The organism is Roseobacter sp. MH60115 (assembly GCF_015644665.1).
Lineage (GTDB): Bacteria > Pseudomonadota > Alphaproteobacteria > Rhodobacterales > Rhodobacteraceae > Roseobacter.
This window is the reverse complement of sequence record NZ_JADOBQ010000004.1, coordinates 301,533-316,671: the sequence shown is the minus strand read 5'-3', so window position 1 is coordinate 316,671 and position 15,139 is coordinate 301,533. Positions and strand designations below refer to the sequence as shown.

At 61.1% G+C, this 15,139-nt stretch carries 17 protein-coding genes; 6 read left to right on the top strand and 11 right to left on the bottom strand.

Annotation, left to right across the window (positions count from 1 at the left end; all coding sequences use genetic code 11):
- The first annotated feature begins 41 nt into the window (after positions 1 to 41).
- A complete protein-coding gene (locus ISX84_RS14590; RefSeq protein ID WP_195821109.1) occupies positions 42 to 734 on the top strand; it encodes a glutathione S-transferase family protein in 693 nt (230 codons plus the stop codon).
- Here ISX84_RS14590 and rnr read toward each other — a convergent pair.
- From rnr to dapE, 4 genes are read right to left on the bottom strand one after another with little or no spacing between them, the layout of a single operon-like run.
- Positions 731 to 2,986, bottom strand: coding sequence for a ribonuclease R (gene rnr, locus ISX84_RS14585; protein WP_195821108.1), 2,256 nt, complete (start codon positions 2,984 to 2,986; stop codon positions 731 to 733). The genes ISX84_RS14590 and rnr overlap by 4 nt on opposite strands.
- The gene (locus tag ISX84_RS14580; RefSeq protein ID WP_195821107.1) at positions 2,983 to 3,591 is read right to left on the bottom strand and encodes a TIGR04282 family arsenosugar biosynthesis glycosyltransferase; all 609 of its coding nucleotides are present in this window, start codon (positions 3,589 to 3,591) and stop codon (positions 2,983 to 2,985) included. Before ISX84_RS14580 ends, rnr begins: the two co-directional genes overlap by 4 nt.
- The gene (locus ISX84_RS14575) at positions 3,588 to 4,010 is read right to left on the bottom strand and encodes a GNAT family N-acetyltransferase (protein WP_195821106.1); all 423 of its coding nucleotides are present in this window, start codon (positions 4,008 to 4,010) and stop codon (positions 3,588 to 3,590) included. Before ISX84_RS14575 ends, ISX84_RS14580 begins: the two co-directional genes overlap by 4 nt.
- Entirely contained in the window at positions 4,007 to 5,152 is a 1,146-nt protein-coding gene (dapE, locus tag ISX84_RS14570; RefSeq protein ID WP_195821105.1) for a succinyl-diaminopimelate desuccinylase, read from the bottom strand. The genes ISX84_RS14575 and dapE overlap by 4 nt, the downstream gene beginning before the upstream one ends.
- A gap of 267 nt (positions 5,153 to 5,419) precedes the next feature.
- On the opposite strand from dapE, the gene ISX84_RS14565 reads away from it, so the two are divergent.
- Complete coding sequence (locus ISX84_RS14565) at positions 5,420 to 7,003, top strand: Hint domain-containing protein (RefSeq protein WP_195821104.1); 1,584 nt, start codon at positions 5,420 to 5,422, stop codon at positions 7,001 to 7,003.
- Between the two features lie 82 nt (positions 7,004 to 7,085).
- Here the strand turns inward: ISX84_RS14565 and ISX84_RS14560 are convergent, their stop codons facing one another.
- The 3 genes from ISX84_RS14560 to dapD form a co-directional block, all read right to left on the bottom strand.
- Positions 7,086 to 7,439 (bottom strand): hypothetical protein, encoded by a 354-nt coding sequence (locus ISX84_RS14560; RefSeq protein WP_195821103.1) that lies wholly within the window; start codon positions 7,437 to 7,439, stop codon positions 7,086 to 7,088.
- A gap of 9 nt (positions 7,440 to 7,448) precedes the next feature.
- Positions 7,449 to 8,360: a hypothetical protein gene (locus tag ISX84_RS14555; protein ID WP_195821102.1), complete on the bottom strand. Its 912-nt coding sequence runs from the start codon at positions 8,358 to 8,360 to the stop codon at positions 7,449 to 7,451.
- 99 nt (positions 8,361 to 8,459) lie between these two features.
- Entirely contained in the window at positions 8,460 to 9,287 is an 828-nt protein-coding gene (gene dapD, locus ISX84_RS14550) for a 2,3,4,5-tetrahydropyridine-2,6-dicarboxylate N-succinyltransferase (protein WP_195821101.1), read from the bottom strand.
- 140 nt (positions 9,288 to 9,427) lie between these two features.
- On the opposite strand from dapD, the gene ISX84_RS14545 reads away from it, so the two are divergent.
- From ISX84_RS14545 to ISX84_RS14535, 3 genes are all read left to right on the top strand, one after another.
- The gene (locus ISX84_RS14545; RefSeq protein WP_195821100.1) at positions 9,428 to 10,270 is read left to right on the top strand and encodes a TIGR00730 family Rossman fold protein; all 843 of its coding nucleotides are present in this window, start codon (positions 9,428 to 9,430) and stop codon (positions 10,268 to 10,270) included.
- A gap of 89 nt (positions 10,271 to 10,359) precedes the next feature.
- Positions 10,360 to 10,716, top strand: coding sequence for a DUF883 family protein (locus ISX84_RS14540; protein ID WP_195821099.1), 357 nt, complete (start codon positions 10,360 to 10,362; stop codon positions 10,714 to 10,716).
- Position 10,717: 1 nt separating this feature from the next.
- Positions 10,718 to 11,050, top strand: a complete 333-nt coding sequence (locus tag ISX84_RS14535; RefSeq protein ID WP_195821098.1) for a phage holin family protein — start codon at positions 10,718 to 10,720, stop codon at positions 11,048 to 11,050.
- A gap of 24 nt (positions 11,051 to 11,074) precedes the next feature.
- Here the strand turns inward: ISX84_RS14535 and ISX84_RS14530 are convergent, their stop codons facing one another.
- From ISX84_RS14530 to ISX84_RS14520, 3 genes are all read right to left on the bottom strand, one after another.
- Complete coding sequence (locus tag ISX84_RS14530; RefSeq protein ID WP_195821097.1) at positions 11,075 to 11,812, bottom strand: DsbA family protein; 738 nt, start codon at positions 11,810 to 11,812, stop codon at positions 11,075 to 11,077.
- On the bottom strand, positions 11,812 to 12,996 hold the full coding sequence (rlmN, locus tag ISX84_RS14525) for a 23S rRNA (adenine(2503)-C(2))-methyltransferase RlmN (protein ID WP_195821096.1): 1,185 nt from the start codon (positions 12,994 to 12,996) through the stop codon (positions 11,812 to 11,814). Before rlmN ends, ISX84_RS14530 begins: the two co-directional genes overlap by 1 nt.
- 84 nt (positions 12,997 to 13,080) lie before the next feature.
- Entirely contained in the window at positions 13,081 to 13,611 is a 531-nt protein-coding gene (locus ISX84_RS14520; RefSeq protein WP_195821095.1) for an invasion associated locus B family protein, read from the bottom strand.
- A gap of 177 nt (positions 13,612 to 13,788) precedes the next feature.
- Between ISX84_RS14520 and ISX84_RS14515 the strand changes: the two genes are divergently transcribed.
- Entirely contained in the window at positions 13,789 to 14,769 is a 981-nt protein-coding gene (locus ISX84_RS14515; protein WP_195821094.1) for an asparaginase, read from the top strand.
- Here the strand turns inward: ISX84_RS14515 and ISX84_RS14510 are convergent, their stop codons facing one another.
- Positions 14,770 to 15,084, bottom strand: a complete 315-nt coding sequence (locus tag ISX84_RS14510) for a YciI family protein (RefSeq protein ID WP_195821093.1) — start codon at positions 15,082 to 15,084, stop codon at positions 14,770 to 14,772.
- Positions 15,085 to 15,139 lie beyond the last annotated feature (55 nt).

Sequence of the window (15,139 nt, the reverse complement as noted above, 5' to 3'; positions counted from 1 at the left end):
TAGGTCCGTATAACCTTTGTCCAACATGAAAGGAGCGTACCATGATCACATTGCTGACCTACCCGCCCGCCTTTGGCCAGTTCTCCGGCAGCCCGTTCTGCATCAAGGCGGCGCATTTGCTGAACCTTTCCGGGCAACACTGGAAACGCGAAGACACGCTCGACCCGCGCATGATGCCGCATCAGAAACTGCCGGTCATCCGGGCTGAAGACCAGTTAATCGCGGACAGCGACATGATCCGCGCCTATCTGGAATCGCAAGGCGCACACTTCGATGCCGGTCTGTCGGACATCGACCGCGCGACGTCGCGGGCCTTCATCCGCATGGCGGAAGAGCATATCTACTTTCACATCGTGCTGGACCGTTGGGCGAATGAGGATGCCTGGCCGGAAGTGCGCGAGACCTATTTTGCCTCCGTGCCAAAGCTCATCCGCGGCATGGTTGCGAACAAGATCCGCAAAAACCTGTTGTCGGCTATGCGGGCGCAGGGATTGGGACGGTTCACGCCGGAGCAGCGTTTGGCCCGGTTAGAGCCTGATCTGGATGCGATCGTCGCGCGCCTGTGGCAAAACCGGTTCCTCTTTGGCGACAGACCAACCGCTGCGGACGCCTCTGTCGGCCCGATGCTGAGCGCAGCCCTGGCCAGCCCGGGAGAGACGGCCATGTCCAGTCGCATAAGAGAAAACGCGGTGCTGATGGGCTATGTCGAACGCGTCGAAGAGATGCTGCACTAGCGGCGGCTGCGTTTGACTTTGCGCTTGGTCTTATCCGTCTTGCGTTTGGCCTTGACGCTGCGGCGTCGGGGCGAGCGTCCGGCGGGCGAACGTCGACCCTGCGGGATGGCGTCGCCTTCCAGAGACAACAGTTCAAGGGCAATCCCACCGGTGACAGGCGCCGCCTCGGCCAGGCGTACGGTCACCCGCTGCCCCAGGCTGATCATCATACCGGTGTCCGACCCCATCAGGGTGCCCGCTTCGGCATCGTAGTGGAAATACTCACGCCCGATGGAACGCATCGGGATCAGCCCGTCAGCACCGGTTTCATCCAGCTTCACAAAGACGCCGAACCGCGCGATCCCGCTGATCCGCCCGGTAAACTCATTTCCGACGCGCTCGCTCAGATAGGCGGCCATGTAACGGTCGGTAGTATCCCGTTCGGCAACCATCGACCGCCGCTCCGTATCCGAGATATGCTCGCCGGTCGCGTCCAGCGTCTCATAGTCTTCGGGCCGCAAACCATCCTTGCCCCAGCCATGGGCAGTGATCAGCGCCCGGTGCACGATCAGATCCGCATAGCGCCGAATGGGCGAGGTGAAATGCGCGTATCGCCCCAGCGCGAGGCCGAAATGGCCCAGGTTTTGCGGCGCGTAATAGGCCTGTGTCATGGAGCGCAGGGTGGACATGTTGATCAGTTCCGCCTCGTCCGAGCCTGCTGCATCATTCAGCAACCGGTTGAGATGGGCGGTCTTCAACGCCTGCCCCTTGGCCAGCGTATAGCCACTGGCCTGCGCCGTCTCACGCAGCGCATCCAGCTTTTCGGGGCTGGGTTCTTCATGCACACGGAAAAGCAGGGGCACTTTCTTTGCGATCAGCGTCTCCGCTGCCGCCACATTGGCCAGCACCATGAATTCCTCGATCAAGCGATGCGCATCCAGCCGGTCCTTGAAATTCACCGACGTCACCTGTCCGTCATCATCCAGCTCGATCCGCCGTTCCGGCAGGTCCAGATCAAGCGGCTGACGTCTCTTGCGCGCTTCGACCAGAGCCGCATAGGCAGCGTAAAGCGGCTGCAAAACAGGCTCTAACAAGGGGCCACAGCGGTCATTGGGATGTCCGTCAACCGCTTGCTGAACCTCCTCATAATGCAAAGACGCCGGGGACCGCATCAGCCCGCGATGGAAGGAGTGAGACAGTTTGTTGCCCTCTGCATCCAGTTGCATGCGCACGGCGATACAGGCGCGCGGCACCCCTTCATGCAGGGAACAGAGATCGCCAGACAGACGATCCGGCAGCATTGGCACCACACGGTCGGGGAAATACGTGGAATTCCCACGCTTGCGCGCTTCGGCATCCAGCGCGGAGCCGGGCGTGACATAAGCCGCGACATCCGCAATAGCGACCCAGATGATGTGGCCCCCGTCGTTTGCAGGATCTTCATCGGAATGGGCATAGCAGGCATCATCGTGGTCCCGAGCGTCCGACGGGTCGATGGTGATCAACGGCAGGTCCCGCAGGTCCTCACGCCCATTGAGACCAACTGGCTTGGCGCGGTCCGCTTCGGCGACAACCTCATCCGGAAAGGCATCCGGTATCCCATGCTGGTGGATCGCGATGAGCGAAACAGCCTTGGCCGCCGACGGATCGCCCAGCCGTGTGACGATCCGTGCGCGGGGCAATCCCATGCGCGTCTTGGCGCCCGCCAACTCGCCTTCGACCAGCTCACCATCCTTGGCGCCATGGGTGGCATCCGTCGCCACCAGCCATTCCTTGTCCGATCCTTTATCGACCGGCAGGATGCGCCCGCCCTCTGCCGTCTTGCGAAAGACGCCCAGCACCCGGCGTGGATTGGTACCGATCCGGCGGATCAGACGCGCCTCATAGTGATGCGCGTCGCCTTTGACCAACGTGAGGCGCGCAAGGATGCGATCGCCTGCCCCCAGTGCGGGATCAGAGGCGCGGGGCACCACAAGCACCACGGGTTCCACGCCCTCACCTTGCCATTCCATTGGTTTTGCAAATAAATCCCCGTCGGCATCCGGGCCAGTCACCTGCAGAACGCTCACCGGCGGCAGGCGGTCCGGATCCTGATAGCTGCGCTTGCGCTTTTCCAGATGACCCTCCGCCTCAAGCTCCTTGAGCACGCGCTTGAGATCAATCCGCGCCGCCCCCTTGATGCCAAAAGCCTTGGCAATATCGCGCTTTGCGGTCAGCGTCGGATTTTCGCTGATCCAGTCGAGAATTTCGGTTTTCGTGGGGATGCGGGTCATACCCCTGAGGTAGCATGCGCGCCCGGTGCCGTCATGCGCAAATCGCGCGCCTCATCCACATCACGCAACGTATCGACATAGGCGATGCGGGCATCGGGCCAGCTGGCCACCGTATCTGCCAGCGCGTGTTCGGTGGACCACCGCACATCGGCAAACAGTCGCGGCGGCAGGGCACGTGCGCGTTTCGCACCGATCAGCCAATAGCCGCCATCGGGTGCCGGCCCAAAGACGCCTTCCGCAGATCCCAGCGCGGCAAAGGCGCGGGCAATGTGGCCACGGGTAATACCGGGAACATCCGCGCCGATAATGCACACCGGGCCTTGTCCCGGCAGGCGCAGGACGCGCTTCATACGGTCGCCGAGATTGCCCCGCCCCTGGGGAATGCGGTGCAGATGCCGGGGCCAGACACGGCTCTGTAACCCGGCGACATCCGGGCTGACAGCCAGAACCAGATCCCAGCGCGGGTCCTGCAGCCGGTTCAGCAATGCCTTGGTTTGATGCCGGAACCACCAAGCGGCCGCGACTATGCCAATTTCGCGACCCAGACGGGTTTTCACCCGACCAGGATGCGGTTCCTTCAGCATCACGACGAGGGTGGATGTCACAAAATGCGTTCCATATCACGGTGATCTATGCCTGCGTCATCATAGACCGGCCCGAAGGCGGCAAATCCGAGTTTCTCGTAAAAGCCGAGCGCCTGAACCTGAGCCCCAAGCACAGCCCGCGTCACCCCGTATTGCGCGCGCGCCAGGCCAAGCGCCGCCTCGATCAGCTGTGCCCCCAGCCCGGTACCGCGTGCGGTGCGCAGCACACAGACCCGACCGATTTTCGCCGTGTCGCCCTCGATCAGAATCCGCGCGGTCCCCACGGGCGTTGCACCGTCAACGGCCATGAGGTGCAGCGCGGTGCCGTCCAATCCATCGATTTCCTCGGCCTCCGACACACCTTGCTCTTCGATGAAAACCTGCCTGCGTAGTGCCAGACAAGTGTCGAGGTCATCCGCCTGCGCGATCCGCACCGTCACACGAAATATTCCGCGAGAATGCGCGTGTAGATGTCTTTGAGTTGCCTGATGTGCGCAACCTCTACATGTTCATCCACCTGATGCATGGATTGTCCCACCAAGCCGAATTCCACCACCGGGCAGTGATCCTTGACAAAGCGGGCATCGGAGGTGCCGCCCGTCGTGGACAGAACCGGCGTCACGCCGGTTTCCGCCTCAACCGCACGGGCGACCAGATCGGAAAGCGCGCCGGGCGGGGTCAGGAAGCTTTCCCCGGAAATCTTGATTTTAACCTCGGTCTTCACGCCGAAATCAGTCTCTATGCAGGCGATTTCCTCCTCGATCCACTGCGTCAGGGACGCACCACTATGGCTGTCGTTGAACCGGATATTGACCGCCGAGGAGCATTCCGCAGGGATCACATTGGTGGCGGGGTTGCCGGTGTCCACGGTCACAACGGCCAGTGTCGACGGGTCAAAGTGCTCCGTACCGTCGTCCAGCTCGTGGCTTGCGAAACGGTCCATCAGGCGCATCATCGCCGGGAGCGGGTTGTTGGCGCGATGCGGATAGGCGGAGTGGCCCTGCGTGCCGATCACCTTGATCCAGGCGGTCATGGATCCGCGACGCCCGATCTTGATCATGTCGCCCATTTTGTCGGGGCAGGTCGGCTCCCCAACCAGGCAGACATCCATGCGTTCCCCCGCTGCTTCCATATGCGCCAGCAACGCGGTGGTCCCATCCACGGCATCGCCCTCTTCATCCCCGGTGATCGCCAGGATGATGGCACCCTCTGGTGGGGTGGCTTGAACGAAATCGATGGCGGCGGCGGCAAAGGCGGCAACACCCGATTTCATGTCCGTGGCCCCCCGACCGTAGAGAACCCCCTCTTTGATCTCCGCCCCGAAGGGTGGCATCGTCCAGGCCTCGGCATCTCCCACCGGCACGACATCGGTATGCCCGTTAAAGCCGAACGTCTTGCTGTGACCCTTGTCGCCCCAGCGCGCAAAGAGATTGCGGATGCCCCCACGGTCCGCCCAGGCGCATTCAAACCCGGCACCGCTCAGCAGATCATGCAACACATCAAGCGCGCCCGCATCCTCGGGCGTGACAGAAGCGCAGCGCACCAGATCTGCCGTGAGTGCAACGGGGTCCTGACCTGACATGCGCTTTTCCTTATCCCTGTGATCGCCTGCGCCCCAAGGTTTGTGGCCAAACGGCAGCAATGCCAAGGGGGGTGGACCAAGAATTACTTAACAAACGCGTGCCCTGCGTGTTAGCCAAAGCGCAACAATAAATCCGAGGCAGGGCATCAGCAGTGTGGTCACCATAAAATTGGGACCCAACGCACCAGAAGACCGGTAACGTGCAATCCGCACAAGCGGTGCTCTGACGATGTGTTCCCCCGACCACAGGGTACGAGGCATAGAGAGATGGTTGCAGCATCCGAACTGCCCATTCGCACGGTCCGCGAAGGCACCGACGCAACCGAGATGGCAGAGGCGATTTTCGGGTCCGGCGTCCGCGTGGAGCGGGCCTCCTACACCGGGGACGTCGACAGCGCAGGCATCTACACCAACAGCAATGCCGTCTCTCCCGGTGTCGTACCCGGCGACAGCGGCGTGATCCTGTCGACGGGCAACGCAGAGAGTTTCACCAACTCCAGCGGCTCCTCGAACCAGAGCAACAGCACATCGACCAATACCTCAGGTCCGGGCAATGCGCCCCAATTCAATGTCGCAGCAGGCGCGCGCACTTTTGACGCGGCCTATCTGGACGTGGATTTCGTGCCGGATCACGACCAGATGACGATCCAGTTCATTTTCTCTTCCGAAGAATACCCCGAGTTCCAGAACTCGATTTATCAGGACTTCGTGGGCGTCTGGGTCAATGGCGCGCAGATCGACATGGATGTCGGGAACGGTGATGTCGATCCCGGGAACGTCAATACGTCCAATAATATCAACATGTTTATTGATAATTCCAACGATGATTACAACACGGAAATGGACGGGTTCACCATCACGCTGACCCTGACCATGAATGTCGTGCCGGATACGGTAAACTCGATCCGTATCGGCATCGCGGACGTGTCTGACAACCGGTACGATTCCAACCTGCTGATCGCCGGGGATTCCATTCAGACGGACCTTGTCGCCCTGTCAGATACGGTTGAACTCCTCACCGACGGCATCAAGACCATCGATGTGCTGAGCAACGACATCAACAAAGGCCCCGGCACGCTGACGATCACCCATATCAATGGCCAAGCCGTCGTTGCCGGAGACACGATGACCCTGCCGACCGGGCAGCAGGTCATGCTGCAACCGGATGGCAAGCTCAGCGTGGTGGGGGATGGCGACCCGGAAGAGTTCAACTTCACCTACACGGTCACCAATGGCAGCATTTCCGACGTCGGCTATGTCAATGCAAGCTCGGTACCCTGCTTTGTCGCAGGCACCATGATCGAGACCACGCGCGGCAATGTGATGGTCGAACGCCTGCGCCCCGGCGACATGGTCATGACGCAGGATGACGGGCCACAACCGCTACGCTGGATTGGCACGCGCCGGGTCGATGCGGTGGGCAAATTCGCACCTGTTCACATTCAACCGAACACTTTTGGCGCACATGGACATCTTCTTGTGTCGCCGCTGCATCGCATCCTGATCCGGGATACCGTTGCCGAACTGCTGTTTGGTGATCCCGAAGTGCTGGTCTGCGCCCGCGATCTGGTCAACGACCGATCGGTCCGGACCCGTGAAGGGGGGCAAGTGACCTATGTGCACCTGATGTTCGACCGCCATCAGGTGATCTTTTCCGAAGGTCTGCCCACGGAGAGCTTTCTGCCCGGCCCACAGACGACGGATGTTTTCGAGCAGGAAATCGTTGCGGAAATCTGCGCAATTTTTCCTCAGTTAGACCCTGATACCGGGATCGGATACAGCCCCGCGGCACGCCGAACGCTCAAGGGGTATGAGGCTGCCGTGCTGCGCGTCTCAAGCGAGGCCGCGTGAGGCATCGGCGCCGAACTGCGCCACTGAAGCAACGACTGCGACGGGAATCGCCCGCCGTTGATCTTCTCAGGCGACGCGCTGATTAATCTGCGTCCGTTTCTGGATGTGTGCCGTAAAATGGCTCCATCTGCGCAATGATCACGGCATTCTCGTCAAGCGCGCGCTGCATCAGTGCCCGCTCGTCCTCACCGATCTCATGGCCCTCCGCCTCGCGTTCCGCCAACGTGCCGTAGCCGGTGACGTCCAGAGGCGCCGTGTCGGCCTGTTTCAGAACAGCAACGGTTTCACGCACCGCTTCGGCCTCATCAATGCCGCTGGCAAAAACGACGAGACCCGCGCCCGTGGCTTTGGCGGGCAAGCCGTCGCCTTCCTTGCGACCGATCTGGACAACGAGGGTAAAGACTTGCTGACGGGACGGTTTTTTCTTCTCTGCCATGCAGCTGTGTTAGGCCTTGGCGAAAGGCACCACAACGGCTTTTTCAACCAACTTGTCAGGCGACCAACCGGTATAAGGCGACCAGTCGATGGCCATTTCATGCAGGTGGCGCACCCCGGCGAGGATGGCGGTGCGTGTCTCCGGGCGCATCCTGAGGTACCGATCCGCCAGCTCTTCCCAGCGAAACGCCATCCGGCCCTTCGCATCCCGCGTGACCAGCGCGTCGAGCAAAACCAGCGCGGTACACTGGGCATGGGCAGCGTGTTCGGGATCGAGGGAGACCAGTTCGACCACTTCACCCGGAAACCAGCCGCCGTATTCCGACAGAACGCAGCTGCCTTTGAGGCAGTTGTCCAGAGCCGTGCGGTGCACAGCGCGCGTATCCACGGGCGCGGCCTTGCACACAAGCTCTCGCAGATCGGCAGACATGGCGCGGGCGATGACCTTCAACACCCGTATCAGATCGGTGCCATCATAGGTCTGCAAATCGCGCCCGTCGGGCACCTGATCGAGGTTGACCCGGCGGGTCGTATGGGCCCAGCGAAAGCCGTTCATCACAGCCGCACGAACCGGAGATGATCCCTTGCGGTAGTGATCCTGAAACGCGTCCCAGTTCCAGAAAAGATCATCCGCGCCCGACCCGCCCTGTAGCCTGTCCGCCAACAAAAGGGCGGTCGCGGTCAGAAACGCATCCGGGCCCTTGTCTGGCAAGGCGGCAACAAGCAGCAGATCTGCGTGAATGGCCTCTGCATCCGCTGCCGACAGCATGCATTTCTGATCAAAGATGACGCGGCGCAGCATCTGCTTCTGCGCCGGCTTCAAACGGTCCGCCAGACCGCCGAATCCGGTGGCCGCAGCAGATTGCAGGTCCGCGATAACCTGCAGGGTCTGAAAGGATATGGGAACAGACGCGTGACGCATAGAAATGCCATAGTGCCACATCCGGGCTGGATTGCATCCCGTGCCTGACCTTTGCCGGGTATTCCTGTGACAGGATTGCCTTAGTTGTTAATGCAAAGTTTAATCGCGCAGCAGTTCGTTGATCGAGGTTTTTGAGCGTGTCTGCGAATCCACCTTTTTGACGATAACCGCGCAATAGAGGTTCACACCGTTCTTGGAGGGCATTGAGCCCGCGACAACGACAGAGCCCGCAGGCACTTCACCATAGGTGAATTCGCCGGTCTCGCGGTCCACGATCTTGGTCGATTTACCGATGAAGACACCCATGCCCAGCACAGAGCCTTCGCGCACGACGCAGCCCTCGACCACTTCGGAGCGCGCGCCGATAAAGCAGTTATCCTCAATGATCGTCGGACCCGCCTGCATCGGTTCCAGCACACCGCCGATGCCGACACCACCCGACAGGTGCACGTTCTTACCGATCTGCGCACAGGACCCGACCGTGGCCCAGGTATCGACCATCGTGCCCTCGTCCACGTAAGCACCAAGGTTCACGAAGGACGGCATCAGCACCACACCGGGCGCGATGAAGGCGGATTTGCGCACCACGCAGTTCGGCACCGCACGAAAGCCCGCTGCCCGCCATTGATTGTCACCCCAGCCCGCGAATTTGCTGTCGACCTTGTCCCACCAGCCGCCCTCTTGCGGTCCGCCGGCCTGCATCTCCATGTCCTTGATGCGGAAGCCCAGCAGAACAGCCTTTTTCGCCCATTGGTTCACGTGCCAATCGCCACTTGCCTGCTTTTCCGCCACCCGCAGCTTGCCCCCGTCGAGGGCCGCAAGTGTATCTTCGATGGCCTCGCGGGTTTCCCCGGTGGTTGCGGGCGTGATGGTATCGCGCGCCTCCCATGCGGCTTCGATGGCGGTTTCAAGCTGTGCGTTGGACATGAGGTTCCCCCAGGGAAAGAATTAATATGCAGCGCCTATACAAGTCCGATGCCACACGCGCAATCCATCTGCGCCAAGGCCATTGCATCTTGGCACGCAACATGGCCCCCTGCCTTTGATGAGTTATTGGAGTGACCCGGATGAACAAACCCCGCCACCCGCTGCGCGACGCGCATATGGACCGCGACGCGGTTCAGGACGTACCCGACACACCGCAGACGCGCGCCCCGGCCTACAGGCTTGCCTTTGCCGATGAAGATTTTCTGTGTCGGGAAGAACTGCGCCCGGTGCGGCTGCAACTGGAATTGCTCAAGCCGGAGATGATGCTGGATGCGCATAACATCACCAGCACCATCGTACTTTTCGGGGGCGCCCGCATTCCCAGTCCGGCGAACAAGGATAAGGCGCGCACGAAAACGCTCTCTGATCTGTCGCACTTCTACGACGAGGCGCGCGAGTTTTCACGGCTGATGACCTTGAAAAGCCTCGAAAGCAGCGGGCGGGAGAACGTGGTGGTCACCGGCGGTGGTCCCGGCGTGATGGAGGCGGGCAATCGCGGGGCGGAGGATGCGGGCGGGCATTCCATCGGGCTCAACATCGTGTTGCCGCACGAGCAGGCGCCCAATGAATACGTCACGCCGGAGCTGTGTTTCAACTTCCACTATTTCGCCATCCGGAAAATGCATTTCCTGATGCGCGCCAAGGCGATCTGCGTCTTTCCCGGCGGGTTCGGCACCATGGACGAGCTCTTTGAGACGCTCACCCTGATACAGACCGGGCGGATGCAGCCCGTGCCTGTCCTGCTTTTCGGACGCGCCTTCTGGGAGCGTATTCTGAACTGGGAGGCGCTGGCGGACGCGGGCACCATTTCGGATGAGGATCTGTCGCTCTTCCGGTTTGTCGACAGCGCCGCCGACGCGATGCATCTGATCGAGAACTGGCAGGACCTGCCCGCCCGCGACAAACTGCCCGGGCGCAGCTGAGGGAACCATTCAACCGTCAGCCGCGTTACCTCTCTGAATAGCACATCATGGGGTCACATCGTGGCCCCGTTCATTTTCAGGAGGGCCACATGGCACAGGCACGCACAAACGGCAAAACCGACGTGAATGACGTTACCGCACAGATCGATACCATCAAGAACGACATTGCTGCGCTGACAGCGCTGATGTCCGACCTGGCCCAGGACAAGAAAGAGGAAGCCAAGGAGCGCGCAGCGAACACCGCAGCAGCGCTAAAATCCTCAGCGGCGCAGAAAGTGGATGCGGCACATGCCAAAGCGGTCGAAACCGGAGAACGTGTGCGCACGGATGCCGAGGCCGCGTATTACAAAGCCGAGGAAACGGTCCGTCAGCAACCCGCCATGGCAGTGGGCATCGCCGCCGGGATCGGTTTTCTGGTTGGCATGATGGCGACGCGTCGGTCGTAAGATGTTTTCGCACCTTCGCCAAAGTATTCGAGACACTGCTCAACGTTTCGCGTTGGGCAGTGTCGGTGCGCTCATGACGCTTGTGGGACTGGGGTTTCTGAGCGCGTCGGCGCTGATGCTCTTACTCACTGTTACCGACCCGATGACGGCCAGCGCGATCATGGGGGGTGCGTATCTGGGCATCGGATTGCTGATGATGGTCGCGGCGCGCTCATCGAAGTCTGACCACAACCGGCATCACCACCGAGAGGTCCAGCCAAAGACGGATGAGATGCCGCCGCTGGCCGCTGCCTTCATGCAAGGCATGGCACAGGGGATGGCGCACCGACGCTAAGACATCGCTGCGGATCGCCGGGTGTCAGATACAGCCAGTGAAAGATGTCTGGCGCTCCAAGTCGATCAGCTTAAGCAAATCCGCTTCCGACAGGGCACCGACCACCACCGTACGACCGACCACCATCCCCGGCGTGCCGGGAATGCCAAGCGCGCGGCCCAAAGCCAGCGCGTCTTCGATTCTGGCCGTGATCTCCGAGCCGGTGGCATCTTGCATCACCTTTTCCGCGTCGAGACCGTGACGCTGTGCAACATCGCGCACGCCCACCAGACCGGGGCGCAGCACGCGCTGCATCATGTCGAGGTGGATGGCGGTATGGTCGCCCTGATTACCTGCGGCAAGTGCCACCTGCGCCGCCCAGACAGATCGCTCCCCCAACAGCGGGAGCTCATGAAAAACCAGATCGATGGGCGCTCCACTGGCTGCAAGATCGGCCAGGCGTTTGTCCAGAACCGCGCAATATGGGCAGTAGTAGTCACTGAAAACGGCAATGGACAAACGTCCGGGCGCAGAGGACTGTTGAAAAATCGCAGTGCACAGATTGTCGGGCAGGCGCGCCATGGCTGCTTCTTCTTCGGCCGTCAGCAGTCCCGCAAAATAATCCTGGCCGCTTGAGAGATTTCCACGCATCAATCGGCGAAAGCCGGGCAGGTTGGGCATGTCGGAGAACGCAAAAGCGCTGGCCTGTCGCCGCAAGATCGGTGGGATGGCCAGCGCAACGGCGACGGCCCCTCCGACGATCAAAGCATCGCGTCGGCGCATTACTGCCCCGCAAGCCCCGCTTCGGCCTCGATCTGGCGGCGCGATTTCCGCGCCCGTTCCGTCGCGGACTTGAGCTGCCCGCAGGCTGCCATGATGTCTTCCCCCCGCGGCGTGCGGATGGGTGAGGCATAGCCTGCCTTGTAGATGATATCCGCAAACGCCCTGATGCGGTTGTTCGACGACCGCTTGTAGGGCGCGCCCGGCCATTCATTGAAGGGGATCAGGTTGATCTTGGCCGGAATGCCATCGATGAGCTTGATCAAGCGGCGCGCGTCTTCGTCGCTGTCATTCACACCGTCGAGCATCACGTATTCAAAAGTGATCCGCTCGGAATTCGACACTTTGGGATAGCTGCGCAGCGCGTCGAGCAGCACGTCAATGTTCCAGCGCTTGTTGATCGGCACCAGCTTGTCGCGCACCTCATCCGTGGTGGCGTGGAAACTGATCGCCAGCTGGCATCCGATTTCCTCCGCCGTGCGCGCGATCTCGGGCACAACGCCGGAGGTCGACAGCGTGATGCGACGGCGGCTGAGCTGAATGCCCTCGGCGTCCATGGCAATTTTCATCGCGTCCCGCACGTTCTCGAAGTTATAAAGCGGCTCGCCCATGCCCATCAGCACGATGTTGCTGAGCAGGCGGGTTTCATCCTTGGGCGCGCCGATTTCCGGCCATTCGTCCAGATCGTCGCGGGCCATCATCACCTGGCCAATGATCTCGGCGGCGGTGAGGTTGCGCACCAGTTTCTGCGTGCCCGTGTGACAGAACGAACAAGTGAGCGTGCAACCCACCTGTGATGAGACACAAAGCGTGCCGCGCCCCTCTTCAGGGATGTAGACCACCTCAACCTCATGGCCGCCGGCAATGCGGACCAGGTACTTGCGGGTGCCATCTTCGCTGACCTGCTTGGAGACAACTTCCGGGATTTCGATCACGAAGCGCTCCTTCAACTCCGCACGCAGGGTCTTGGCCAGGTTCGTCATCGCGTCGAAATCGCGGACACCCCACTGGTAGATCCACTGCCAGATCTGACCGACGCGCATCTTGGCCTGCTTTTCCGGCACCCCTGCCTCGATCAGCGCGGCGCGCATGGCATCGCGGGTCAACCCGACAAGGTTGACTGGCCCCTCCGGCAGTTTGCGCGGCATGGTATGTACATCTTGCGTGATCGGCGCTGAGGCAGACATGGGTTTTCCTGACATGACGAAGATGCGCCTCTATATAGAGGTTTGCGCCAAGATCAAAAGGAAAAGCCCGTCAGATCTGTGTGATCAGTTGGCGCAGCGTTTTTGCGCCTCGTCCAGGGCTGCGGTGAACCCGCGCAGAGAGAATGTGTCCTTGGTTGTGGTGCCGCGGCTGGAGAGCCCTGTCACCACAGCATCTGCGCCACGTTTCATCGCTGCCACGATCTTGGCATCCTCGGAGGTGTCTTCGGGCCAGGCCCATTCACCATCGGTAAAGAGCGAATGGCTGGTGCCGCCGATGTCGATCGTCACCTTGGAACCGCTGGCAAAAGGATATCCACCGGTGAACGTGACCTGTGCATTGGCACCCGATCCAGGGCGGAAAAAGACCATCAGAAGGATCTGGCCACGGGTCGCCGCAACAACGCGTCCATCCCGTGTGTTGACTGTTTCTTTCGGGACGGAAACCCCCCAGCACTCGCGCGGGTTTTCGTCCTCGTAGACGCCCCAATCGGTCTTTTCGGCAACCAGATTGCTGCTTTCATCCTGTGCCTGCGCGGCCATGCCCGTCAGCGCCAGCGCCGAGACCAAACCAATGAAACCTTTCAAAATTCGCATGTCTTACAGCCTCCAGCCGTCTTTAACCTCAATGTCCCCGAACCTGCCCGGCGTGCCTTTTTCGACCCGCTCTCTTGCAAGACCCGTCAATCTTCTCGACAAGTGTCACAGTAGCGCAAAACCCGCGACCCCCGAAAGTCCGATTAGCAGGTTTTTGCCAAATTCTTGAGGGTTAAAATGACGCAAGCGGTTCCGATGGTCGAAATCTGGCGCGGGGACTTTCTCGAAAGCGCGCATAGTGGCCATGCGGTGGTCTGTGATGACAGCGGTCAGATTGTCGAGGCCTGGGGTGATCCTGAGGCCATCGTCCTGCCGCGCAGTTCCGCCAAGATGATACAGGCCCTGCCGCTGATCACCTCCGGCGCGGCCGAGGCGGCGGGCCTGACGTCAGAGCATCTTGCCCTCGCTTGTGCATCGCACAACGGGGCCGCGATCCACACCACACGGGTTGAAGGCTGGCTCAAAGCACGGGATCTGTCCGATGCGGCCCTGCGGTGCGGCCCACAAGTACCGGATGACCGACCGGCACGGGAGGCGATGATCTGCGCCCATGAAAGCCCTTGCCAGATACACAACAATTGTTCCGGCAAACACGCGGGCTTTCTGACGCTGGCACAGCATCTGGATGCCGGACCGGAATATGTGGACGCAGATCATCCCGTACAAAAAGCCTGCCTCGACGCATTTGAAAGCAAGACGGGGGAAAGCTCCCCGGGATTTGGCATCGACGGCTGTTCTGCCCCGAATTTCGCGACCAGCCTGACCGGCATGGCGCGGGCCATGGCGCATTTCGCCGCCGCCCCCACGGACAGCGCCGAGGCGCAGCTGCATCAGGCAATGCGGCAGCACCCGGACCTGGTCGCAGGCGAGAAACGATCCTGCACGGAACTGATGCGCGCGATGGATGGCAAAGTCGCAATCAAGACGGGTGCGGAGGCGTTTTTCATCGCCATTCTGCCAGAGCAGAAACTGGGCGTCGCCCTCAAGATCGTCGATGGCACAACGCGGGCGTCGGAATGCGCCATCGCGGCGATTCTGGTGAAACTGGGCGTGTTGGCGCCGGATCACCCGGCAACCCGCAAACGGATGAACGCGCCCATCACCAACCGGCGCGACATTCAAACCGGGTGGATCAAGCCGTCTGCAGCGCTTGCCTGATCACATCTGGTGCACTTCGGCAACTTCGATGGACCCGGAGCCATCGGCCACCATCGGACAGCCCTTGGCCATGTCGATGGCCTCGTCGATATCAGCCGCTGCAACGACACTGAACCCGGACAGGGGGTTGGCCCCGCCATGGTCCTCGACCCCTTCTGCAGTCACCGTTTTCGACGTCCCCACCGGGTTGCCCGGATTGACGACCGCCTTTCCCATGGTCTCGAACCACGCTTGCCACGCGGCCATGACCTTGGCGCCCTCTTCTTCCGATTCCGGTGTTTTGCCGCCGTGGTAGGCGAATACATACTCTGGCATAGTGTCTCCTCCCGTATGACCCGGGCGCAATGATACCACAGGCGGGCATGAGTCG

Bases quoted from the DNA above. Each gene is read 5' to 3' on its own strand.
- rnr (WP_195821108.1), bottom strand. From the start codon at position 2,986: ATGACCCGCATCCCCACGAAAACCGAAATTCTCGACTGGATCAGCGAA.
- ISX84_RS14545 (WP_195821100.1), top strand. From the start codon at position 9,428: ATGAACAAACCCCGCCACCCGCTGCGCGACGCGCATATGGACCGCGAC.
- ISX84_RS14530 (WP_195821097.1), bottom strand. From the start codon at position 11,812: ATGCGCCGACGCGATGCTTTGATCGTCGGAGGGGCCGTCGCCGTTGCG.
- ISX84_RS14520 (WP_195821095.1), bottom strand. From the start codon at position 13,611: ATGCGAATTTTGAAAGGTTTCATTGGTTTGGTCTCGGCGCTGGCGCTG.
- ISX84_RS14555 (WP_195821102.1), bottom strand. From the start codon at position 8,360: ATGCGTCACGCGTCTGTTCCCATATCCTTTCAGACCCTGCAGGTTATC.
- dapD (WP_195821101.1), bottom strand. From the start codon at position 9,287: ATGTCCAACGCACAGCTTGAAACCGCCATCGAAGCCGCATGGGAGGCG.
- rlmN (WP_195821096.1), bottom strand. From the start codon at position 12,996: ATGTCTGCCTCAGCGCCGATCACGCAAGATGTACATACCATGCCGCGC.
- ISX84_RS14540 (WP_195821099.1), top strand. From the start codon at position 10,360: ATGGCACAGGCACGCACAAACGGCAAAACCGACGTGAATGACGTTACC.
- ISX84_RS14535 (WP_195821098.1), top strand. From the start codon at position 10,718: ATGTTTTCGCACCTTCGCCAAAGTATTCGAGACACTGCTCAACGTTTC.
- ISX84_RS14560 (WP_195821103.1), bottom strand. From the start codon at position 7,439: ATGGCAGAGAAGAAAAAACCGTCCCGTCAGCAAGTCTTTACCCTCGTT.
- ISX84_RS14510 (WP_195821093.1), bottom strand. From the start codon at position 15,084: ATGCCAGAGTATGTATTCGCCTACCACGGCGGCAAAACACCGGAATCG.
- ISX84_RS14590 (WP_195821109.1), top strand. From the start codon at position 42: ATGATCACATTGCTGACCTACCCGCCCGCCTTTGGCCAGTTCTCCGGC.
- dapE (WP_195821105.1), bottom strand. From the start codon at position 5,152: ATGTCAGGTCAGGACCCCGTTGCACTCACGGCAGATCTGGTGCGCTGC.
- ISX84_RS14565 (WP_195821104.1), top strand. From the start codon at position 5,420: ATGGTTGCAGCATCCGAACTGCCCATTCGCACGGTCCGCGAAGGCACC.
- ISX84_RS14515 (WP_195821094.1), top strand. From the start codon at position 13,789: ATGACGCAAGCGGTTCCGATGGTCGAAATCTGGCGCGGGGACTTTCTC.